Annotated in this window: 22 protein-coding genes; 15 read left to right on the top strand and 7 right to left on the bottom strand. The window is 72.3% G+C overall.

Annotation, left to right across the window (positions count from 1 at the left end; translation table 11 throughout):
- Positions 1-106: 106 nt before the first annotated feature.
- Both ABZ805_RS17375 and ABZ805_RS17370 read right to left on the bottom strand, forming a co-directional pair.
- Entirely contained in the window at positions 107-1,960 is a 1,854-nt protein-coding gene (locus ABZ805_RS17375; RefSeq protein WP_358440903.1) for a radical SAM protein, read from the bottom strand.
- 34 nt (positions 1,961-1,994) lie between these two features.
- Positions 1,995-2,990, bottom strand: coding sequence for a thymidylate synthase (locus ABZ805_RS17370; protein WP_358440900.1), 996 nt, complete (start codon positions 2,988-2,990; stop codon positions 1,995-1,997).
- 756 nt (positions 2,991-3,746) lie between these two features.
- Here ABZ805_RS17370 and ABZ805_RS17365 point away from each other — a divergent pair.
- From ABZ805_RS17365 to ABZ805_RS17345, 5 genes are all read left to right on the top strand, one after another.
- Positions 3,747-4,667 (top strand): phytanoyl-CoA dioxygenase family protein, encoded by a 921-nt coding sequence (locus ABZ805_RS17365; RefSeq protein ID WP_358440898.1) that lies wholly within the window; start codon positions 3,747-3,749, stop codon positions 4,665-4,667.
- On the top strand, positions 4,664-5,470 hold the full coding sequence (locus tag ABZ805_RS17360) for a hypothetical protein (protein ID WP_358440895.1): 807 nt from the start codon (positions 4,664-4,666) through the stop codon (positions 5,468-5,470). The genes ABZ805_RS17365 and ABZ805_RS17360 overlap by 4 nt, the downstream gene beginning before the upstream one ends.
- Positions 5,467-6,246: an energy-coupling factor transporter transmembrane component T gene (locus ABZ805_RS17355; protein ID WP_358440892.1), complete on the top strand. Its 780-nt coding sequence runs from the start codon at positions 5,467-5,469 to the stop codon at positions 6,244-6,246. Before ABZ805_RS17360 ends, ABZ805_RS17355 begins: the two co-directional genes overlap by 4 nt.
- Complete coding sequence (locus ABZ805_RS17350; protein WP_358440889.1) at positions 6,243-7,100, top strand: ABC transporter ATP-binding protein; 858 nt, start codon at positions 6,243-6,245, stop codon at positions 7,098-7,100. Before ABZ805_RS17355 ends, ABZ805_RS17350 begins: the two co-directional genes overlap by 4 nt.
- Before the next feature lie 424 nt (positions 7,101-7,524).
- The gene (locus tag ABZ805_RS17345; RefSeq protein ID WP_358440886.1) at positions 7,525-8,322 is read left to right on the top strand and encodes an ABC transporter ATP-binding protein; all 798 of its coding nucleotides are present in this window, start codon (positions 7,525-7,527) and stop codon (positions 8,320-8,322) included.
- Between the two features lie 486 nt (positions 8,323-8,808).
- Here ABZ805_RS17345 and ABZ805_RS17340 read toward each other — a convergent pair whose 3' ends face one another.
- Complete coding sequence (locus tag ABZ805_RS17340; RefSeq protein ID WP_358440884.1) at positions 8,809-8,973, bottom strand: hypothetical protein; 165 nt, start codon at positions 8,971-8,973, stop codon at positions 8,809-8,811.
- Between the two features lie 169 nt (positions 8,974-9,142).
- On the opposite strand from ABZ805_RS17340, the gene ABZ805_RS17335 reads away from it, so the two are divergent.
- The 4 genes from ABZ805_RS17335 (at position 9,143) to ABZ805_RS17320 (ending at position 11,857) form a co-directional block, all read left to right on the top strand.
- Positions 9,143-9,997 carry a helix-turn-helix transcriptional regulator gene (locus tag ABZ805_RS17335; protein WP_358440881.1) on the top strand — a complete coding sequence of 285 codons (855 nt, stop codon included), beginning with the start codon at positions 9,143-9,145 and terminating at the stop codon, positions 9,995-9,997.
- A 2-nt stretch (positions 9,998-9,999) separates the two neighbouring features.
- Entirely contained in the window at positions 10,000-10,194 is a 195-nt protein-coding gene (locus ABZ805_RS17330) for a DUF397 domain-containing protein (protein ID WP_358440878.1), read from the top strand.
- Positions 10,195-10,250: 56 nt separating this feature from the next.
- Entirely contained in the window at positions 10,251-10,445 is a 195-nt protein-coding gene (locus ABZ805_RS17325; RefSeq protein WP_358440875.1) for a DUF397 domain-containing protein, read from the top strand.
- A gap of 188 nt (positions 10,446-10,633) precedes the next feature.
- On the top strand, positions 10,634-11,857 hold the full coding sequence (locus tag ABZ805_RS17320; protein ID WP_358440873.1) for an MFS transporter: 1,224 nt from the start codon (positions 10,634-10,636) through the stop codon (positions 11,855-11,857).
- Positions 11,858-12,338: 481 nt separating this feature from the next.
- Here ABZ805_RS17320 and ABZ805_RS17315 read toward each other — a convergent pair whose 3' ends face one another.
- Complete coding sequence (locus ABZ805_RS17315; RefSeq protein WP_358440871.1) at positions 12,339-13,169, bottom strand: enoyl-CoA hydratase/isomerase family protein; 831 nt, start codon at positions 13,167-13,169, stop codon at positions 12,339-12,341.
- 181 nt (positions 13,170-13,350) lie between these two features.
- Here ABZ805_RS17315 and ABZ805_RS17310 point away from each other — a divergent pair, with 181 nt between their 5' ends.
- Positions 13,351-14,151: a helix-turn-helix transcriptional regulator gene (locus ABZ805_RS17310; protein WP_358440869.1), complete on the top strand. Its 801-nt coding sequence runs from the start codon at positions 13,351-13,353 to the stop codon at positions 14,149-14,151.
- A 23-nt stretch (positions 14,152-14,174) separates the two neighbouring features.
- Here ABZ805_RS17310 and ABZ805_RS17305 read toward each other — a convergent pair whose 3' ends face one another.
- Positions 14,175-15,326, bottom strand: a complete 1,152-nt coding sequence (locus ABZ805_RS17305; protein WP_358440867.1) for an ATP-binding protein — start codon at positions 15,324-15,326, stop codon at positions 14,175-14,177.
- On the bottom strand, positions 15,323-15,988 hold the full coding sequence (locus ABZ805_RS17300; RefSeq protein WP_358440865.1) for a response regulator transcription factor: 666 nt from the start codon (positions 15,986-15,988) through the stop codon (positions 15,323-15,325). Before ABZ805_RS17300 ends, ABZ805_RS17305 begins: the two co-directional genes overlap by 4 nt.
- A gap of 191 nt (positions 15,989-16,179) precedes the next feature.
- Here ABZ805_RS17300 and ABZ805_RS17295 point away from each other — a divergent pair, with 191 nt between their 5' ends.
- Entirely contained in the window at positions 16,180-16,686 is a 507-nt protein-coding gene (locus ABZ805_RS17295) for a hypothetical protein (RefSeq protein WP_358440863.1), read from the top strand.
- A gap of 167 nt (positions 16,687-16,853) precedes the next feature.
- On the opposite strand, the gene ABZ805_RS17290 is transcribed toward ABZ805_RS17295, so the two are convergent.
- Positions 16,854-17,249: a hypothetical protein gene (locus tag ABZ805_RS17290; protein ID WP_358440861.1), complete on the bottom strand. Its 396-nt coding sequence runs from the start codon at positions 17,247-17,249 to the stop codon at positions 16,854-16,856.
- Positions 17,250-17,402: 153 nt separating this feature from the next.
- Here ABZ805_RS17290 and ABZ805_RS17285 point away from each other — a divergent pair, with 153 nt between their 5' ends.
- From ABZ805_RS17285 to ABZ805_RS17270, 4 genes are all read left to right on the top strand, one after another.
- Positions 17,403-18,059, top strand: a complete 657-nt coding sequence (locus tag ABZ805_RS17285; RefSeq protein WP_358440859.1) for a response regulator transcription factor — start codon at positions 17,403-17,405, stop codon at positions 18,057-18,059.
- Positions 18,056-19,195, top strand: coding sequence for a HAMP domain-containing sensor histidine kinase (locus tag ABZ805_RS17280; RefSeq protein WP_358440857.1), 1,140 nt, complete (start codon positions 18,056-18,058; stop codon positions 19,193-19,195). Before ABZ805_RS17285 ends, ABZ805_RS17280 begins: the two co-directional genes overlap by 4 nt.
- A 93-nt stretch (positions 19,196-19,288) precedes the next feature.
- Positions 19,289-19,504 carry a hypothetical protein gene (locus ABZ805_RS17275; RefSeq protein ID WP_358440854.1) on the top strand — a complete coding sequence of 72 codons (216 nt, stop codon included), beginning with the start codon at positions 19,289-19,291 and terminating at the stop codon, positions 19,502-19,504.
- Positions 19,505-19,903: 399 nt separating this feature from the next.
- The gene (locus ABZ805_RS17270) at positions 19,904-20,257 is read left to right on the top strand and encodes a hypothetical protein (RefSeq protein WP_358440851.1); all 354 of its coding nucleotides are present in this window, start codon (positions 19,904-19,906) and stop codon (positions 20,255-20,257) included.
- The last annotated feature ends 134 nt before the right edge of the window (positions 20,258-20,391 follow it).

Raw genomic sequence — 20,391 nt, 5'->3', positions numbered from 1 at the left:
CAGCGGCCTTCTCGCGAGGACGGCGATTTCGCTGTGGGCATACATGAGAAATCGATCCCGCAGCGAGAAGGCCGCTGAGGTTCCGCTACCGGACCCGCTACGCAGATCACCCGACAGAAACGCCGCTCTCGTCGATGGCGCTGTTGCGGACGTTGCCCCAGCGGCGTTCCGCGGCTTCGTGGATGTACCAGATGTCGTCCTCGGTGAGCAGCTTCGACACCACCTCGGGGTAGGCCTCCTCGAAGAACGTGTACGGCGGGGTGTTCTCCTTGCGGGAGTGGTAGTCGAGCTTGTCCTGCCCGTGCTCGCGGGCGACGCCGGTGCCCGGGTGGTAGGTGAGGATGTTCGGGCTCGCCATGATCAGCAGGTCGTCGTCGATGAGCAGCCCGATCTGCTCGATGGTCTCGGCGATGGTGTCCCGGTCCTCCCCGTCGAGGCCGAACAGCACGGAGCTGCCGACCCGGATGCCGTGGTCGCGGATCGTCTCCAGCGCGGCGCGGACCTTGCCGACCCACGGTTCCGGGTTGCGGCGCAGCAGGTTCTTCTTGACGTGCTTCATCACCTGTTCGGACATCGATTCGATGCCGATGTAGATGTAGGTGCACCCGGCTTCGCGCATCAGGTCGAGCCCGGCGGCGACCTCGTCCCGCTTGGCCTTGTTCAGCACCACGTCCACGGTCAGCTGCGCGCCCCACTCCAGCCGTCGCAGCGGGCGGTGGGTTGCGGCGAGTTCGAGCAGGTCCCGGCAGAACTCGTTGATGGCCGTCCAGTTGCCGCCCCAGAACACGGGGTCGTCGAAGAACACGGCCTCCGCGCCCCAGTCGGCGAGGGTGCGCACCCGGCGTGCCACCTCCTGCGATTCGGTGATCGCGAACCGGGTGGGGAGCCGCTTCATGGCGCTGCTCTCCGAGCAGAAGGTGCACTTGAACGGGCAGGCGTCCAAGGTCATCATGTGCGCGGTCCGGCTGCCGTGCGGCGAGGAACCGGCCTGCTCGAACACGCCGAAGCGGGCCCGGATGGAGAAGGCCTCGTACGGCGACGGCAGTTCGGACCGGCTCAGCGCCCGGCCGCGAACCGGTTGCAGCAGCGCGTCGCGGGCGCCGAAGCCGACGATGGTGCCGACCCCGGCCAGGTCGGCGCGGGTGGCGGCCAGCGGTGCCAGCGCGTCCATCACCGCGTCGACGTCGGTCGGGCCGAAGCCCGGTTCGGACACCAGCCCGATCGCCTGCATCAGCAGGTCGAGCAGCGGTGCCCCGTCCCCGGCGACGACGAAGTCCACCACCCGGTCGCTGCGCCCGTCGCGCTGCACCTCGACGGTGCTGCTCCAGGACAGCTGGAGGAGGCCGGAGCCGCGTTCCTCCCGGATGGTCTCGTCGGCGTGCCTGCCGCCGAGCACCACCAGGCAGTCGGGCACTTCCCGCTTCGCCACCGCCGCCATCTCCAGCGCGTACCGGTGGCCCGCGGACACCGAGCTGAGCAGCAGCACCTTCGGCCGCAGCGCGCGCAGCTGGGCGAGGAACGAGCTGCGCGCGCTCGCGTCCCAGATGCGCGGATCGAAGATCTTGCCGTCGGTGGTGGAGTTCTCCGCGGCCAGCCCGGTGCGCGGTCCGGATCGGGCCCGCCGGTAGGTGACGTCCGGGTAGTGGCCCCAGTCCGGGTAGACGTCGTCCACGTCCGGTTCGGGGGACGGCCCGGTCGCGCGCCGGTGCACGGATCGTTCGACGGTGCTGATCAGGGCGGAGTACAGGCACATCGGGTCGCCGGGGTAGGCGACCTCGCCGCCCCGGTTGGTCGCCACCGGCACCAGCGAGGCCAGCACCGGGAAGCGCAGCGCCGCCTCCCGGTCGCCGCCCGCTGCGGTGAACTCGGTGCGGCGCCGGTGCAGCCGGTCGACGAGACCGGGGTCCGGTTCGGCGGGTTCCGGTCGCTGCACCAGCGGTTCGCGCACGACTACGTCCACTTCGGACTCCCCTCGGCGGTTCGGGCCGGAGCGGTCACAGCGCGGTGATCAGGTCGCGCACCTCGGCCGTCGCGGCGGGGGAGTCCACCGTCGTGGTGGAGTCGCCGAGCTTGCGGTAGGCGAAGGTGGTCAGGCACGCGCGGGCCACGTCGGCGAATTCGGCTTCGGCCTTGGTGTCGGCGAACCGGTCCAGGGCGGCGGTGTCGCCCGCGGCGGCGGCCTCGCGGACGCCGCGTTCGACGTCGACGAGCTCGCGCACCGCGGCCTGCGCGGCCTCCGGGGTGTCCGGCAGCGCGGGCAGCGAACCCGAGGTGACGGTGCCCGCGGTGACGGAGCGGGCGAGGTCGATCTCGTTGTCGTAGAAGTGGAACGTGCCGGACTGGTGGATGTAGGGGCCCGGTTCGACGCCGAGCAGCGCGGCCGCCCACTGGTGCATCAGCATGAACAGGAAGCCGTCGTAGGGCAGCACGGTGAGGGCCTGCTGCGCGCGCATCACGGTGAGCCAGGTCAGCCGGTCCTCGCGCAGGAACAGCTGCACGCCCACCGCGCACGGGTATTCGCGGGACCGGCGGAAGTTGTCGGCGGGTTCGAGGACCAGGCCGAAGGTGCGGCGGTGCGCCGGGTCCTGCCGGATGCGTTCGACGATGGCGCCGACCTGGTCGCCGCCCGCGGCGGTGATGAGCCGGTGGCCGAAGGCGCCGCTGAGGGTGTGCTGGTCGTCGGAGTACTCGTGCGCGCCGCGCCGGTAGTGCGCGGGGGTGTCGACGTCGTTGCGCCCGTCCAGCGACCAGGCGAGCAGGCCGAAGCAGTACGGGAGGTTGACCGGCAGCGCCGAGCTGATCGCGAGCGACTTCCTGGGGTCGCGGACGCGGAAGGAGTGCGCGATCAGTTCTCGGTACGGTCGGTCCTTCTGGCCGAAGTCCGATGCCTTGGAGTGCGGGTCGCGCACCGAGGGGACGGAGGCTCCGCCGTCGAGGACCTCGCGGAGGCCGCTGGTGTAAGCGTCGGCGAAGGAATCGAATTCAGGCACTGTGCTCCACTCGAGGCCGTGGTGGACCCTCCGCACGCCTGTCCGCACCCGTCGGCACGGCGGGAAACCGCCGGTCGGGGGCGCGGGCATTGTGGCGAGAATGGTTGTTTCGCCATTCAGCCACAAGGAGGAGGGATCGGAGATTACGTGCACGAACTGATGTGCTCGGGCCGATGGGATGAACCCCGGCTGGTCTCGATTCCAGCACCCGAGCACTGGTGAGATTACCAGGATTCTCATGCCGTGCAAGCAGTTCATTGCAGTCGCACGCACCGTGACTACCGGGCGAAACGGGCGCAGCAGACAGGTCGGGCCTGGCGCGATGGGCTGGTTGTGAACACTGTGAAAATCAGTCCTATGGTCACGCAGCTCAATTTGTGGCAGTTCTCGCTGATCGCGTCGTGATGTGACCGATATCAGTACTGCTGATCATCCGGCGGAAGTGGCGCCGACATTGTTGCTTCGGCAATGAAAATGTCGTGAAGATTGCTTGCGGCACATATTTGAGCCGTGCTAGCTTCGCTCCTCGTGATCATCTTCGCAGTTCAGGCGGACCAGCAGGGTCAATTCGACGCCGGACTGCCTCCCACCGGGTGCGGAGACCGCGGCCCGTCGTCGAACCCGCGAGTCCGGACCGGGAACCGCTGATCGGCAGCCCGCGAGCGCGCGCAGGCACCGGAACCGCCCGGGGCCGCCCGGAAACCGCCCGGGACCGCCCAGAACGGCTCCGTCCCGCGCCACCCGAGAGGAGAGACCGTGCCCGACACCACCTCCCCGCCCGCCCCGGACCCGGCGCTGCTGCCCTCCGCCGAGGACGTGCGGTTCTACGCCGAACACGGCTGGTACCTGTCCCCGAAGCTGCTCACCGACGACGAGGTCGGCACCCTCGTCGAGGCCAGCGAGCGCTACTACGCGGGCGAACGCGACCGGGAACTGCCGCACCACCCGGCGAAGCTGTCCTACTGGACGCCCGCCGACGGCGACGTGCAGCGCAACAACGACTACATCCACTACGAGAGCGACGCGATCGCCGAGATCCTGCGCAAACCCGAGATCGCGGCCACCGCGGCGCGGCTCGCGCAGGTCGACCTGATCCGGATGTTCCAGGCCACGCTCATCTACAAGCCACCGCAACCCGACGAGAAGTCGAACATCGTGCCCTGGCACTTCGACAAGTACTACTGGGCGTCCTGCAGCTCCGAGGACCTGATCACCGCGTTCATCCCGTTCCACCACTGCGACGAGACCCTCGGCACCCTCACCGTGGTCGACGGCAGCCACCGGTGGTCGGAGTTCCGCGGCTGGGACAGCCGCCGGGGGCACGCCGCCGTCGAAGGCGACCAGCAGCGCGAGCACCTGCTCACCGAGGCGTCCCGGCGCAACGGCGCCGAGGTGGTCAAGCTGCCGATGACGATCCCCCAGGGGCACATGACCTTCCACCACTGCCGCCTCTACCACGGCAGCGGGCCGAACCTCGGCGACCGGCCGCGCCGGGCCATCTCGATGCACCTGCAGGACGGCTCGAACGCCTACCGGGACCACCGGCTGGCCACCGACAGCAGGCAGACCACCTACAAGCACGACGAGCTGGTGCGCCGCACCGCCGACGGCGTGCCCGACTACGCCGACCCCGAGTTCTGCCCGGTGCTGTGGCAGGAAGGCCGTGCCGGCGCATGACCGCGACCCGCTTCGCCCCGCCGGTCCGGCTGTCGCCGCGGACGCGCATCGGACTCGGCGCCGCCGTGGTGGTGCTGACCTACGCCTACCTGATCGCGCTGCGGCCGACGTCGGAGCACGGCGTCGGCGGCTCGGCGGCGCTGCTCGCGCTCGTCGGCTACCTGCTCGGGTCGCTGCTGGTCGTCAGCGGTGCCATGGCGCGGCTCTCGACGTCGACGGTGACGCTGTTCCCGGTGGCCATCACGCTCAACATCGTGATCGGCCAGGTGGTGCGGATCAGCGGGCTGCCGGTGCACCTGGACTCGATCGGCACCGTGCTCGTCGGGGCGCTCGCCGGGCCCGCCGCGGGTGCGGCCTGCGGGGCGCTGTCGAGCATCACGGTCGGCATGACGATCAACCCGGGTTCGCTGCCGTACGCGGTCACCGCCGCGTCCGTCGGCATGCTGGTGGGCCTGTTCGCCCGGTTCGGCCTGTTCCGCCGGGTGCCGACGGTCGTCATCGCCGGAGTGGTGATCGGGGTGGTCGCCGGGATGGTGTCCGCGCCGACCACCGCGTTCGTGTTCGGCAACGCCAGCGGGCAGCTGGGGCAGTCGGTGGTGATCGGGACCTTGCAGGCCTACGGCAGCAGCATGGTGGAGGCCGCCACCATCAACGGGCTCATCGCCGATCCGCTGGACAAGGTGGTGGTGTGCCTGCTGGCCTACGCGGTGCTGTCCGCGCTGCCCGCCCGGCTGCGCCAGCGGTTCCCGTTCGCCCGGGAGCACCGCGTGTTCGGCCGGGACCGGCTGGAGGTGGGTGCGTGAGCGCGGCGCTGTTCTTCCAAGAGGGCGGTTCTCCGGTGCACCGGCTCAACCCGGTGACGAAGCTGGCGCTGGCCCTGACCGTGACGACCGCGGCGTTCGCGCTGCCGGTGTTCTGGGCACCGCTGCTGCTGGTGCTGCTGGTGCTGGTGCCCGCCGTGCTGGTCGCGGGGGTGGGGCGCGGCTACGCGCGGCTGCTGCCGCTGTTCGCCGCGCCGCCGGTCCTCGCGGTGTTCCTGCTGCAGGGCCTGTTCTTCCCGGAGGGCACCACGGTGCTCGCCGAGTTCGGGCCGGTGTCGGTCACGGCCGAGGGGCTGTCGTTCGCGGCGCTCACCGCGCTGCGGCTGGTGGCGATGCTCGGCGCGTTCCTGTTCCTGCTGCTCACCACGCACCCGGGCGCGTTGATGAGCGCGATGGTCGAGCGCGGCCTGTCGCCGAAGACGAGCTACGTGGTGTCGGCGACGCTGCAGATCGTGCCCGCGTTCCGCACCCGCGCGCGGAACGTGCTGCGCGCCCAGCAGGCCCGCGGCCTGGACACCACCGGGTTGCGGCGGCGGCTGCGCGCGCTGCTGCCGCTGGTGGGGCCGCTGCTGCTGGGTTCGCTGGCCGACCTGGAAGCGCGTGCCGTGGCGATGGAGGCGCGCGCGTTCGGCGCCGCCCACCGCCGGACCGCGCTGCTCGCCCTCGCCGATTCCCCGGCGCAGCGGGCGGCGCGGGTGCTCATGGCGGTGGTCGCGGTGGCCGCCGTCGTCGCCAACGTCGTCGGAGTGGCCCGGTGATCGAGTTCGAGGACGTCCGCTTCACCTACCCGGAGAGCACCGGGGTCGCGCTGCGCGGCATCACCCTGACCGTGCCGGAGGGCCAGGTCTGCGGCGTGGTGGGCGCGGGCGGCGCGGGCAAGTCCACCTTCGCGGCGGCGGTCGCGGGCATGGTCCCGCACGTCACCGGCGGCGCGCTGACCGGAACGGTGCGGGTGGCGGGCAGAGCGGTGGCCACCACCCCGCTCGCCGAGGTCGTCACCGAGGTGGGCCTGGTGGTGCAGGACCCGTTCAACCAGATGTCCGGCGCCAAGTTCACCGTCCGCGAGGAGCTGGCGTTCGGCCTGGAGAACCTCGGGGTGCCGCGGGACGAGATGGTGCGCCGGATCGACGCGGTGCTCGCCGAGCTCGGCATCGCGCACCTCGCCGACCGCTCCCCGTTCGCGCTCTCCGGTGGCCAGCAGCAGCTGGTGGCGATCGGCGCGGTGCTGGTGATGCGGCCGCGGGTGGTGGTGCTGGACGAACCGACCTCGCAGCTCGATCCGGCGAGCGCCGCGCTCGTGTTCGGCGCGCTGGCGGCGCTGCGCGCGTCCGGGATCACCGTGGTGCTGGTGGAGCACCGGGTGACCGGGCTGGTCGAGCTGGCGGACCGGGTGCTGGTGTTCGCCGACGGCGCGATCGCCCTGGACGGCACCCCGCAGGAGGTGTTCACCGACGAGCGGCTGGCCGGTTTCGGCGTGTCCGCCACCCGCTACACCCGGGCGGCCCGGCTCGCCGCCGAACGCGGCGCGTGGCCTGCGGACCGGCCGCTGCCGGTGCTGTTCGAGGAGGCCGCGGCCGGGTTCGCCGCGCCCGAGCCGATCAGTCCCCGATGACCGCCGATGCCCTGGATCCGAACGCGCCCCGGCTCTGAACAGGCGGCTCCCGTTGCCCGGTTCCGAATCCCGGTCCGTACGCCCCTGGCCCTGAACTGCCGGCTCCCGTTTCCCGGCCCGAATCCCCGGTCCGAATCCCCGGTCTGTACGCCCCTGCCCCGTACGCCCTTGGCTCCGAACGCCCCTGGCCCGAGTGCTCCCGGCATGAGTGCGCCCAACCCTGGATGCCCGAATTCTGAGTGCTCCCAGCCTTGAATGCCCCAGCCCTGAGTGCTCCCAACCCTGAGTACTCGCAACCCCGAGTGCTCCCCACCCCGAGTGCTCCCCACCCCGAGCGCTCACAGTCCCGAATGCCCCAACCCCGAATGCCCGACCCCGAATTTCGGTGGCACCGGGCGGAACGACGTGTCGAGGAGGCCCCGCCGTGCGGGTGGACATCCGGGTCGAGTCACTGACCCACGAGTACGACGAGCACGTGACCGCGCTGCGCGGGATCTCCACGACCGTGCGCCAGGGCGAGCGGGTCGCGGTCATCGGTCCCAACGGCGCGGGCAAGACGACGTTCGTGCAGCACTTCAACGGGTTGGCCCGGCCGACCGCGGGCCGCGTGCTGGTCGGTGACCTGGACACCGCCGAGCAGCCGATCGCGGCGCTCGCGGCGCGGGTCGGGTTCGTGTTCCAGAACCCCGCGGACCAGCTGCACGCGCGGACCGTCGCCGCCGAGGTCCGCTTCGGGCCGCGGAACCTGGGGCACCCGGCGCGCCAGGTGGAGGCGCAGGTGGCGGCCGCGCTGGCCGCGACCGGGCTCACCGACGTCGCCGACGCGCACCCGTACCACTTGGCGCCCGCGCAGCGGAAGCTGGTGGCGATCGCCTCGGTGCTGGCCATGAACACCCCGGTGGTGGTGCTGGACGAGCCGACCACCGGTCAGGACGCGTTCGCGCTGGACGTGCTCAGCGCGATCATCGCGGACCTCGCGGCGTGGGGGCGGACCGTCATCGCCACCACGCACGACATGGACTTCTGCGTGGAGAACTTCGACCGGGTGCTGCTGCTCACCGACGGCGAGCTGGTCGCCGACGGCGCGCCCGCCGAGGTCTTCACCGACACCGCCCCGCACCGCCTGCCGCAGCTCTTCCGCCTGGCCGGCTCGCTCGGCTGGGAATCCCGACCCACCACAGTGGACGATTTCGTAGCCACCCACACCACCCACCACAGGTGAATAGCCCATTCGCCCACTCTGGTTGGGCGGGTGGGCCATTCACCTGGTGGATGGGTGCCGGTTCGTGTCGGGTGAGTGGCCCATTCGCCCATTTTCGTTGGGCTGATGGGCCATTCACCTGGTGGTGAGCGGGGGCGCGCCGGAGTGGCGCGCCCCCGCTCCGCCTCCCGCGTGCGGGCCGGGTCGGGGTTTCCGGCGCCGCGACCTGCGGGAGGCCGCCCGGGACGGGAACGGGACGGGGAGAGGGGGCCCGTCCGCCCCGGGAGTCTTCAGCCGAACAGTCCTGGCTCGGGTCTCGGGAGTTCAGCGCGCAGCAGCTCGTTGCAGCCGGTGCAGGTCGGCGCCACCACCCAGTCCTGTTCGGACGGATCCGCGGCCAGCTCCACCCCGGCACCGCACACCGCGACCGCACTCGGCTCACCACACCAACGACGACCCCGGAACGCGTGCCGCACGACATCCCCACCAGGACGCCAGAAATGCCGGTCAACCATCGGACACCGCCGCGCACTCCCGGCAGGCATCCCGGTCGAACGTGCCCTCCGGGCAGGCGCCGCGCCGCAGGTGCACCGGCCCGTACACGAACGCCCCGCACCACGCGGGCAACGCACCACCGTCGGACCGCCACACCACGTGCCACCGCGAATCCACCGGACCACACGACGCGGCCCAGATCGGAACATCCATCGCCCACCTCCGATGCAAGTTCAGGATTGATTCAGTGGCTGACACTGTCAGAATCTATTGCTGACAGAATCATTGAGCAAGATCCCTTTTCGGGTGATCCACCTGGTGTGCGCATGATCGTTAGGCTTGGTCCATGTCGACAGCTCGCCGCAGGCAACTAGGTTCTTGGCTCGTCAAGCTGCGCAAGCAGTCCGGCTGCGACGTCGGGGAAGCGAGCCGGGCGCTCGGCTGCTCCGAATCCAAGATCCGGCACCTCGAAGCGGGCCGGTCCAAGGTCAAGAAGGCCGAGCTCGACCTGCTGGTGGAGCGCTACGGCGCGCCCGCCGAAGTGCGTTCCCAGCTGGAGGAAACTCGGCTGCACACCGAGGAACGCGGCTGGTGGGAGTCCTACCGCGTGCCCGAGTGGTTCGCACCGTTCGTCGACTTCGAGTCGTTCGCGACGGAGGCGGCGTGCTTCGAACTCGACCTGATCCCGGGGCCGCTGCAAACCGAGCGCTACGCCTATGAAATTCACCGGGCAGGGCGGTACACGACGAATCCGCAGGACATAGCTCGACGCGTGAAAGCACGCGTTGAGCGTCGGAAACGCCTCACCGGTGATTCCCCCATGTACCTCCGCGCGGTGATCAGCGAGTCCGCGTTGCACCGAGTCGTGGGGAGTCACTCGGTCATGGCTGAACAGCTGCAACAAGTTCTCGAACTGTGCGAACAACCCAACGTCATCGTGCAGCTGCTTCCGTTCGAGGCGGGAGCGCATGCCTCTCCTAGCGGATCGTTCGTCGTGCTGGCCTTCGACCAGCCGGAGGACGAGTCGATCGGCTTTCTCGACACCCCGCTCGGCGGGCACATCATCGACCGGGCCGAAGACGTCACTGCGCTCCGATACGTCTTCGACGAAGTGCGATCCCATGCACTTCCCGTGCCTGCGACACTGGAACGGGTGACCTCCATTCGGGACGCCCACCAGTGCAGACACGAGAAGGGCTAGCAGTGGATCTTCACGACGCGAAGTGGCGCAAGTCGTCCCAGTCGAACTCCGGAGGTTACTGCGTCGAGGTGGCGGTCACCCCGGCCGTCGTTGGCGTGCGGGACACCAAGGACCGCGCCGCCGGGTACTTCACCACCGACCACGTCCGCTGGAACGAGTTCCTCACCGCGGTCAAGTCCGGCCGCTACTCGCGCTGACCGTGCTCGGCGAAGCTCGCCGTCGTCCCGGCTAGTGACCTGGGAGGTGAGATCCCATGAACGTGACGCCCACGAACTGGCGGAAGTTCAGCCGTTCGCACCAGGTTTCCAACTGCGTCGAGGTCGGGCGGTTCGAGTCCGGCGCCGCGGTCCGGGACACGAAGGACCGCGCGGCCGGGTACCTGGCCGTCGACGGCGCCCGGTGGCACGAGTTCCTCGCCGCCATCGAGTCGGGTCGTTACGCGCGCTGATCCGCCCGGCCGCCGGATGTCGCGTCGCTCGGTGCGGGGCGTTCGGTGGAGTCCGGTCCGCCGCTCGCGCCGCGCACCGCCCGGATTCCGGGCCGCGACGGGGGACTGGCAGCATGCACGTCTGCCCCGAGAGGGCGCGGCCCGCCCCGGTTCCCGGCGCGGGGATCGCGGTATCGAGAGGTTTCGTCGTGCAGTTGACGCATGTCGCCCGAGGGAGCCGCCGGGGCCTGGTCCTGGCCGGCGGCGGGCTGGTGGATGCGCTGGGGACCGGGTTGTTCCTGGTGCTCATCCCGGTGTACGTGGTGGTGCGGCTGGGGATCGACCCCGTGCAGGTCGGTGTGGTCGTCGGCGTCGCGAACTTGATCGCGCTCGCCTCGCCGGGGCCCGCGGGCTGGTTGTCCGACCGGATCGGCGCCGGTGGGGTGTGGACGTTCCTGCTGCTGGTGCGCGCCGTCGGCTACGCGGCTTTCCCGTTCGTGTCCTCGTTCTGGGCGTACGCGGTGCTGCTGTGCGTGCTCGGCCTGGCCGACCGGGCCAGCACGCCCGTGCAGCAGCTGTTCCTGCTCCAGTCCGAGAGCCCCGAGAACCGCAGCCGCGCGATGGCCGTGCTGCGCACCGCCCGCAACATCGGGATGAGCGCGGGCCTGCTGCTCGGCGGCGTCGTCGTCTCCATCGGCACGGACACCGCCTACTTCACCGGGTTCGCGATCAACGCGGCGTCGTTCGCGGTGCTGCTGGCCGTCGTGCGGCTGCTCATCCGGCGCGGCAGCGGCCCGCTGCCGGTGTCCGCGGAACCCGCGGAACCCGCGGTCGAATCGCCCGAACGGCGCAAGGCCGTGCTGAAGGACCCGCGCTACCTGACGTTGGTGGCGGGCAACGCGATCCTGCTGCTGCACGACTCGGTGCTGTTCACCCTGCTGCCGCTGTGGATCATCACGCGGACCCCGCTGGCCGACGGCTGGGTCGGTCCGCTGCTGGCGATCAACACCGTGCTCACCGTCGGGTTGCAGGTGCCGCTGACCCGGTGGACCCGCACGATCCCGGCCGCGCGCCGCACCGCCATCCGCGCGCTGGTGCCGCTGCTGGTCGCCACGGGCTGCTTCTTCGGCGCGGAGAACGCGTCCGCGGACGTGGTGCTGCTCGTCGCGGTGCTGGCCGTCGTGCTGATGACGGTGGGGGAGAACATGCACTCGGTGTCCGCGTTCGAGCTCTCGTACCGGCTCGCGCCGGAGCGGTCGATGGGCGCCTACCTCGGCGCTTTCGACTTCGGGCAGGCCGTGCAGTTCGCCGTCGGACCGCCGTTCATGACCGTCGTCGTGCTGCGTGGCGCGCTGCTCGGCTGGGGTGCGCTGGGCGCCGCGTTCGCCGTCGGCACCGTGCTGGTCGCGGCCGCCGCCCGGAAGAAGAGCTGACCGGTTCCGGGTTCGTTCTCCCGGAATCGGGGTGCGACGGGATCTCCGGTCGGGTGAATCGTTGGCGCGGCGGGATTCCCGCTGCGGGCTCGTCCGCCACCGGCGACGCGCGGGAGGCCCGCGCCCGGTTCGACCGCGCGGCCCGCCGAGCTTCGGCACCACCCGGAGAAAGCACCGCCGGGTCGGAGCCTCGCGGTCGACCCCGATCGCCGGGCGGCTTCACGACCTGCAACGGGGGCAGCCCGGACGGCGCGCGCAGCGTGGTCGTCAGCATCGACACCGACTCGCTGGTGCCGGAGCCCGGCGTGCCCGCGCCCACCACGGACCCGGTATCGGACCTCGTCGAGAACGCCCGCCGCGGCGACGCCCCGCCGCCGGACTCGGCCCGCAGCGCTGATCTGGCCCGCAGCGCTGATCCGGTCCGCCGCCGCCGGACCCGGCCGCCCACCGCGGGCGCGGGTCCGGCGCGCACGTCGGCGGGTCACTCGGCGAGGCGGGTCAGCGCCTCCGCGAGGCCGTGCCGCTCGAACTCCGGCCGCTGGCCGCCGAGGTCGAGGAACCGGCGCATCCGGCGCTGCGCCTCGCCGCCGACCAGCAGGTGGTTCGCGGCGTGCGCCTCCTCCAGCAGGCCCAGCGGGGTGGGCAGCTCCGCCGCCGCGACCGCGGACTTGGCCTGCGCGATCGCGGCCGGGGCGAACGTGGCGAGCCTGCCGACGAGCCGCTCCACGAACGGCCCGGCCTCGGCCGCGTCCAGGGCGCGGTTCACCAGCCCGTAGCTCGCCGCGAGGTCCGCGTCGAACTCGTCGCAGCCGAGGATCACCTCCAGCGCCCGCGATCGGCCGAGCAGCTTCGGCAACCGCTGCGTGCCCGTGGCGCCCGGCAACAACCCGAGCGCCACCTCCAAGTGGCTGAACACCGCCGCGCCGCGCACCGCGAACGCCATGTCGCACGAGGTGACGATCTCCGGACCGGCACCGGACGTGCGCCCCGCGACCACCGCGATCGTCGCCTGCGGCAACGCCCGCAGGTCCTCGAACAGCTGCTGCAGCGCGGTGAGCCGCGTCGGCTTCGGCGGCACCGACTCGACCGGGTCCAGGAACAGGTTCAGGTCCGCGTGCCCGACGAAGAAGTCCGGGTCGGCGCTGTCGAACACGACCACGCCCAGGTCGGGACGGGCCGCCAGCCGCGTGACCAGGGCCCGCAGGTCCTCGATCATCGCCGGGTCGAACAGGTTGATGGGGGCGTGGTCGAACGTGACCCGGGCGACCGGGCCGTCCTCGACGACGCGCAACGTGCTGGGAACGGGTGACATCCGCCGCCTTCCGAGTTGACCCGAGCTGATCCGTGCTGACCCGAGCTGATCCGAGCGGGGCGGCCGGTCGACCGCCCGGCACCGATCCTGCGAGGCCGGGGGCCCGCTGCGGCAGTGCGGAACGCGGGTGGGAGCGCTGCACCCCCGCCGCGGACCGCCCGTCCGCCGTAAGCTCCGGGACGTGACCGCCACCCGTCCCACCGCGCTCGGCGGCTTCCTGCGCGCGGCCCGCGGCCGCGCCACCGCCGACGCGCGGCACCTCGCCCCCGGCGGGCCGCGGAAGGTGCCCGGCCTGCGGCGGGAAGAGGTCGCGGTGCTCGCCGGGGTGAGCGCCAACTACTACACCCGGCTCGAACAAGGACGGGAGCGGCATCCGTCGCCGCAGGTCGTCGATGCCCTGTCGGGCGCGCTCGGGCTGAACCCGGATGAGACCGGGCACCTGCGCGCCCTCGCGGGCGGTGCCGCCCCGGTGGGGTCGCCGCGGGCCGACGTCGCGCCCGAACTGCGGGCCCTGCTGGACGCGTGGACGGGCACTCCGGCGGTCGTGCTCAGCGACGCCCTCGACGTGCTCGCGCTGAACGACCTCGCGCGGGCCGTGCACTCGGGGTTCGCGCGGCTCGACAACTTCGCGCTGCTGACGTTCCTCGACCCGCACGCGGCCGAGTTCTACTCGGACTGGCCGGGCGCGGCGGCCGTGACCGCCGGGAACCTCCGGCTGGCGCTCGGCCGCGGACCCGGCGACGCCCGGCTGCACGAGGTGATCGCCGAGCTGGCGGAGCGCAGCGCGGAGTTCCGGCGGCTGTGGGCGCGCAACACGGCAGGCGGGAAATCGGTGGCGCACAAGCGGTTCCACCACCCCGAAGCCGGTCTGCTGGAGCTGACGTACCAGGCCTTCGACGTGCGCGGGGCGCCCGGCCAGCAGCTCGTCGTCTACGCGCCGGAACCCGGCGGCCGGACGGCCGACGCCCTCGCCCGGCTCTGAATCCACAATGGACTGACGGTCGTTCAGCCCTGCGCCGCGACGGCCGCTGCGGGGAACCGGACGGTGACGGTGAGCCCGCCGCCCGGATTCGCGGCGGCACCCGCCGTCCCGCCGTGGGAGTGCGCGATCGCGCGGACCAGGGTGAGCCCGAGCCCGTGCCCGCGGTTGCCGGTGCGGCCGCGATGCCTGCGGAACGCCTCGAACAGCTCACCGGGGTCCGCGGCGGTGAGGTCCTCGCCGGTGTTCGCGGCGGTGATCGTCACCGCGCCGTCGGCGGTCTCGACGGACAGCCGGGCGCCGCCGCCGCGGTGGTTGTGCCGCACCGCGTTCTGCAGCAGGTTCAGCAGCAGGTGGTGCAGCAGGTCCCGGTCCCCGTCCACCCGGGCCGGGCGCAGCTCGCCGCGCACCTCCACCCCGGCCGCGGCGGCCTCCGCGCGCACCTGCTCCAGCGCGCCCTCGGCCACCACGTCCAGGTCGACCGGCCGCGGATCGGAGATGCCGTGATCGGCCCGGGACAGCGCCAGCAACGACTCCACCGTCGTGATGCTGCGCTCGTTGGTGGCGAGCAGCTTCGGCCCCAGCACCGCCAGCTCGTGGTCCTCGGGATGCGCCAGCGCCACCTGCAGCATGGTGCGGGTCGTCGCCAGCGGGGTGCGCAGCTCGTGCGAGGCGTTCGCCGCGAACCGCTGCTGAGCCTCGAAGCTGCCGTGCAACCGGTCCAGCATCGTGTCGATGGTGTCCGCGAGCTCGGTGAACTCGTCGCGGCGCCCGCCCAACCGGATGCGCTCCCGCAGGTTGTCGCCCGCCACCGTGCGCGCCGTCGACGCGATCCGGTGCACCGGCGCCAGGATGCGGCCCGCGATGAACCAGCCGACCACGAACGCCACCAGCGCCAGTCCCGCCAGCGCCACCCCCGACACCTGCAGCAGCACGTCCAGGAAGTCGTTCCTGGTGGCGATCGAGGTCGTCAGCGCGGGCCGGACCTCGACCCCGGGCAGCGCGTCCGCCCGCGGCAGCGGCAGCGCGGGTGGCACGTAGTCCGGCAGGTACCGCATCAACGCGTACACCATCACCAGCAGCAGCACCCCGCAGGCCAGCACCGCACCGCCCAGCAGCAGCATCAACCGCACCCGGATCGACGACCGGGCGGGCCGCAGCGCCGCCGACACGCTCACGCCGGAGCCCCCAGGAAGTAGCCGACGCCCGTCGAGGTGCGCAGCACCGGCGGATCGCCGAGCTTGCGGCGCAACGTGGACACGGTGATGCGCACCGCGTTCGTGAACGGGTCCGCGTGCTCGTCCCACGCCTTCTCCAGCAGGTGCTCGGCGCTGAGCACCGCGCCGTCCGCGCGCAGCAGCAGCTCCAGCACCGCGAACTCCTTGCGGGTCAACCGCAGCGGCCGCAGCCCGCGGTGCGCCTCCCGCCGCGCCGGATCGAGCCGCAGGTCGGCGAAGGTCAGCACCGGCGGCCGAGCCGGGGCGGCGCGCCGCCGCAGGGCGTGCAGCCGGGCCACCAGCTCCGGGAAGTCGAACGGTTTCACCAGGTAGTCGTCCGCGCCCAGGTGCAGCCCGTCCACCTTGTCGGCGAGCCTGCCCGCCGCGGTGAGCATCAGGACTCGGCACTCCGGGTGCTCGGCCACCACCTGCCTGCACACCTCGTCGCCGTGCACGCCGGGGAGGTCGCGGTCCAGCACCAGCACGTCGTAGTCGTGCACCGCCACGTTCTCCAGCGCGGTGCGGCCGTCGCCCGCGATGTCCACGGCCATGCCCTCCTTCTGCAAGCCGGAGCGCACCGCCTCGGCGAGGAACTCCTCGTCCTCCACGACCAGCACCCGCACCGAAGAACCTCCCGCCACTGCGCACCCCGCGCGCCGGGGCGTGCACATGATCCGCGACCGCGCATATGGCGGCCGTATGGCGCCGGCCAGACGCCCGCCACAACCCCGCCCTGGCTAGATGGGTTCCGAGCGCGGCACCCCGCCGCGGTCCCGCCCACCGGGCGGTTCTCCCGCAGGGAAGGGAAGTTCTCATGAAGTCCATCCGCAAGAAGGTCGTCGTCGCGGCCGCGGGCCTCGCCGTCGTGCTCGGCGGCGCGGGCGGTGCCGTCGCGTTCGCCGGGACCTCCGACGAGCCGGGCCGCCCGGTCGAGTGCGCGCCGGCCACACCGCTGGACCGGGATCGGCCCGACCTGGTCGTCGAGCCCGCGAAGCTCGTCGACGGTGCCTCGGACGAGATCGTCGGCTGCGCGCCCGCCCACCCGGTGGAACCCGGCCGGGACGCCGTGCCCGCCCAGCCCGTCCACGACGTGCCGCCTGCCGAGGAGGTGCCGCCCGCCGAGGAGGTGCCGCCTGCTGAAGACGTGCCGCCCGCCGAGGACGTGCCGCCTGCTGAGGACGTGCCGCCCGCGCAGCCGGTCCAGCCGGGCCAGGACGTCGTGCCCGCCCAGCCCGTCCAGGACGCCGCACCCGCACAGCCGGTGGAGCCCGGTTCGGACGCGGTTCCCGCCCGGCCGGTCGAGGGCGCGCCCGCCGAGTGACCTGCCGCGGGTGGCCGCGGGAGCGGAGCCGGTGGTGCCCGGGTGGGGCCGCGGGACCACCGGTCGCCGCACCCGGCCACCCGCGTCCCGGGGCGCGAGAGGTCTTTCGCCGGACGTGCGAGAACGCCCCACCGAGACGAGTCGGTGGGGCGTTCTCGCGCCGAACGTCAGCGCTGGGCCGGAGCGCCGGGGGCGCCGGGGACGCTTTCGACCGGGTCTTCGGAGGGCTGGCCCGGAACGGTCTCCACCGGGGCGCCACCGGGCTGGCCGGGGACGCTCTCGACGGGGTCTTCGGCGGGCTGGCCGGGGACGCTCTCGTTCGGGTCCTCGGAGGGCTCGGTCGGCACGCAGGGCACGCCGTCGCCGGGCACGCCCGGGTCGCCGGGGACGCTGTCGCCCAAGGTGCCGGGGGCGCCCGGGTCGCCGGGAACGCTTTCGCCGTGGCAGATCTCCACCGGCGGCGGAACCGGCGCGTCGGCCAGTGCGGCTCCCGCGCCGGAGAGCAGACCGGCGGCGGCCAGCGCCGCGATCGCCGCGGTGCCGAAGGTGCGGGACAGCTGCATGGTTCTCTCCTCGTTAGCTTCCGCAGCCGGGGTTCCGGCCACGGCGAGGAAGTTACGGAGCGAGCCGTAAATCCACGCGCAGCGCGGCGCTTACGTTTTCCTTACCTTGCCGCGCAACCGAATTCGCCGCGTCCACTGTGGTAGACAGCCCCCATGAGAGTCCTGGTGGTGGAGGACGACGGCCTGCTCGCCGACGCGGTGGCGGAAGGGCTGCGCGACGCCTCGCTCGCGGTCGACGTCGTGCACGACGGGGCCGCGGCGCTGGAGCGCTGCGCCGTCAACGAGTACGACGTGGTGGTGCTGGACCGGGACCTGCCCGCCGTGCACGGCGACACGGTGTGCCGCCGGATCGTCGCGAGCGGCGCCGACACCCGGGTGCTGCTGCTGACCGCCGCGGCGGAGGTGCCGGACCGCGTGTCCGGGCTGGAGCTCGGCGCCGACGACTACCTGGCGAAGCCGTTCGCGTTCGCCGAGCTCGTCGCCCGGGTGCGGGCGCTCGGCAGGCGCAGCCGCCCCGCGAGCCCGCCCGTGCTGGAGCGCTCGGGAGTCCGGCTCGACCTCGGCCGCCGCGAAGCCTCCCGCGAAGGGCGCCCGCTGTCCCTGTCGCACAAGGAATTCGCGGTCCTGGAAGAACTGCTGCGCGCCGACGGCACCGTCGTGTCCGCCGAAGACCTCCTGGAGCGCGCGTGGGACGAGAACATCAACCCGTTCACCAACGTGGTGCGGGTGACGCTGTCCGGGCTGCGCCGCAAGCTCGCCGACCCCGCCGTCATCGAAACCGTCCCGAAATCGGGGTACCGGATACCGTGAATCCCGGCAGAACGCTCGCGACCCGGCTGACGATCACCTACACGGCGCTGACCGCGGTCATCGGCGCACTGCTGCTCGCGGGCACGCTCGCGCTCGCCTGGTGGCAGCTGCCGGACGAGGTGATGGAAGCAGTGCCCGCCGTGTCGGCGGACGACCCGAACCCGCCGCCACCACCGATCGACCCCGAGGTCATCGAGGTGCGCGCGGACGCCACCACGGCGCTGCTGCTGGCCGGTCTCGCCGGGCTCGTGGTGTTCGTGGCGCTGGCCGCGGTCCTCGGCCGGATCATGGCGGTGCGCGCGCTGCGCCCCGTGCACCTGATCACCGAGACCGCGCGGCGCGCCGCCGAGCAGGACCTCGCCGTGCGGATCGGCCTGGACGGGCCGTCCGACGAGGTGAAGCGGCTGGCCGACACCTTCGACCACATGCTGGTGCGGCTGGAGAGCTCGTTCACCAGCCAGAGCCGGTTCATCGCGAACGCCGCGCACGAACTGCGCACCCCGGTCGCCACCGCCCGCACCCTCGCCGAGGTCGCCCAGGCCCGGCCCGGCGCCAGTCCCGACGCGCTGCGCCTGGCCGGGAAGGTCCTGGAGAACACGGCCAGGCAGGAAGCGCTGCTCACCGGGCTGCTCGCGCTCGCGCAGAACACCGAGACCCTCCGCGACAAGCAGCAGCCCGTCGACCTGGCCCGGCTGACCGGGGACGTGCTCGACTCCCGGGCCGCGGGTGGGCTCGCGGTGCGCGCCGAACGGGCACCGGCGGTGGTGCCGGGCGACCCGGTGCTGCTGGGCCAGCTGGTGCGCAACCTGGTGGACAACGCGTGCCTGCACAACGTGCCGGGCGGCTGGATCGAACTGCGCACCGGCACCGCGGGCGGGCGGACCTCGCTGACCGTCGCCAACAGCGGCGCGGTGATCGAGCCCGCGGACGAGTCGCTGCTGTTCGAACCGTTCCGGCGATTGCACCTGGACCGGGTGCAGCGCCCGCGCGGATCCGGCCTGGGGCTCTCCGTGGTCCGCGCCGTCGCCGAAGCGCACGGCGGGACCGCCGTCGCGCACCCGCTCGACGGCGGCGGCCTCCGCGTCGAAGTCGACCTCCCCGCGGCGCCCGCCCGCACCCCCGAACTCGTCGCCTGACCGGCGCCGCCCCGGTCCGATGAGTGAGATCTCGCCCGGGTGGGTACCGCGACGGGAAGAGTCGAAGGACCGAGACGAGGAGGCCCGCGGCACATGGCCGACAACGCGCACTTCATCACCAACGCGGGCGGAGCCCCGGAGATCATCGTGCGGGACGACCGCGGGTCCCCGGTGACGAGGCTCGCGCTCCCGGCCGAGATCTCCCGCCCGGAACAGGCGGACGAGGCGCTCGGCGAAGCCGGCTGGACCCGCAGAGCCGACTGGACCACCGCCGACGACGGCTGGGTGGTGCCGGTCGTCCCGGCCTGACGGACTGTCTTCGTGCCGGGCAGATTCGAAGTCGGGCAGTGCGCCGCCGGGCGCCGCGGCTGATCGGGCCGGATTGCTCGGGCAGGGCCGGGGAGGAGCCGGGAACGGGAACGACGGCGCAGCCGTCCGGGCCCGCATCGCGCCGAACGCGCGGTGCGGGCCCTTCCTGCGTCGGCAGGCCGGACGACCCGTCCTCGCAGGTCAACGCATTGTGCGCATTGTTCGGGGCGAAGCGCACAAAGCTTCGGCCGGGCCGCGGCGGCTTTGGTCAAAGTTGGCTGGAAACCGGCCGCGAGCACTCCCTAACGTCATCGGCGTGCGGTGCTCCGGGGGTGAGCGCCGCACGGTGAAACCGATGGCCGGGCCGACGAACCCGGCCGCGCACTGGGAGGAACTCGCATGAACTCGAAGGCATTCCGCCGCATCGCCGGAGCGACCGCGGGCACCGCCGCCTGCATGGCGCTGCTCGTCGCACCCGCCTCCGCCGCGCCCGACGCGACCACGAAGGCCGACCACACCTACTCGGTCAGCTGCACCGGCGGCAAGGCGAACCTGTCCTGGTCGACCGGCACCATCAACACCCGCGTCTACTACAACAACCACTGCTCCACCACCGCCAAGGTCAGCGTGCAGCTCGCCGACGCGGAGAACACCTGGCTGGAGTGCCTGTCGATGCCGGCGGGGAAGAAGAGCAGCAAGGAGTTCAACCACGGGCTCTCCGGCTCCATCCAAAAAATGATCAAGGGCTGCTGAGAGATCCTCGGCTCCTGCTGCTCAGCACTCTGGTGGCGGAACCTCAGCGGTTCCCTCGCTGCGGGATCGATTTCACCGGTGGCTCCGCCACAGGAGAAATCGCTGTCCTCGCGAGGGAACCGCTGAGAACCCGC

The organism is Saccharopolyspora sp. NPDC047091 (genome assembly GCF_040643635.1).
Lineage (GTDB): Bacteria > Actinomycetota > Actinomycetes > Mycobacteriales > Pseudonocardiaceae > Saccharopolyspora_C.
This window is presented reverse-complemented; position numbering and strand designations above follow the sequence as displayed.

Coding starts and splice junctions, on each gene's coding strand:
- ABZ805_RS17360 (WP_358440895.1), top strand. CDS start 4,664: ATGACCGCGACCCGCTTCGCCCCGCCGGTCCGGCTGTCGCCGCGGACG.
- ABZ805_RS17335 (WP_358440881.1), top strand. CDS start 9,143: ATGTCGACAGCTCGCCGCAGGCAACTAGGTTCTTGGCTCGTCAAGCTG.
- ABZ805_RS17325 (WP_358440875.1), top strand. CDS start 10,251: ATGAACGTGACGCCCACGAACTGGCGGAAGTTCAGCCGTTCGCACCAG.
- ABZ805_RS17315 (WP_358440871.1), bottom strand. CDS start 13,169: ATGTCACCCGTTCCCAGCACGTTGCGCGTCGTCGAGGACGGCCCGGTC.
- ABZ805_RS17295 (WP_358440863.1), top strand. CDS start 16,180: ATGAAGTCCATCCGCAAGAAGGTCGTCGTCGCGGCCGCGGGCCTCGCC.
- ABZ805_RS17290 (WP_358440861.1), bottom strand. CDS start 17,249: ATGCAGCTGTCCCGCACCTTCGGCACCGCGGCGATCGCGGCGCTGGCC.
- ABZ805_RS17285 (WP_358440859.1), top strand. CDS start 17,403: ATGAGAGTCCTGGTGGTGGAGGACGACGGCCTGCTCGCCGACGCGGTG.
- ABZ805_RS17275 (WP_358440854.1), top strand. CDS start 19,289: ATGGCCGACAACGCGCACTTCATCACCAACGCGGGCGGAGCCCCGGAG.
- ABZ805_RS17270 (WP_358440851.1), top strand. CDS start 19,904: ATGAACTCGAAGGCATTCCGCCGCATCGCCGGAGCGACCGCGGGCACC.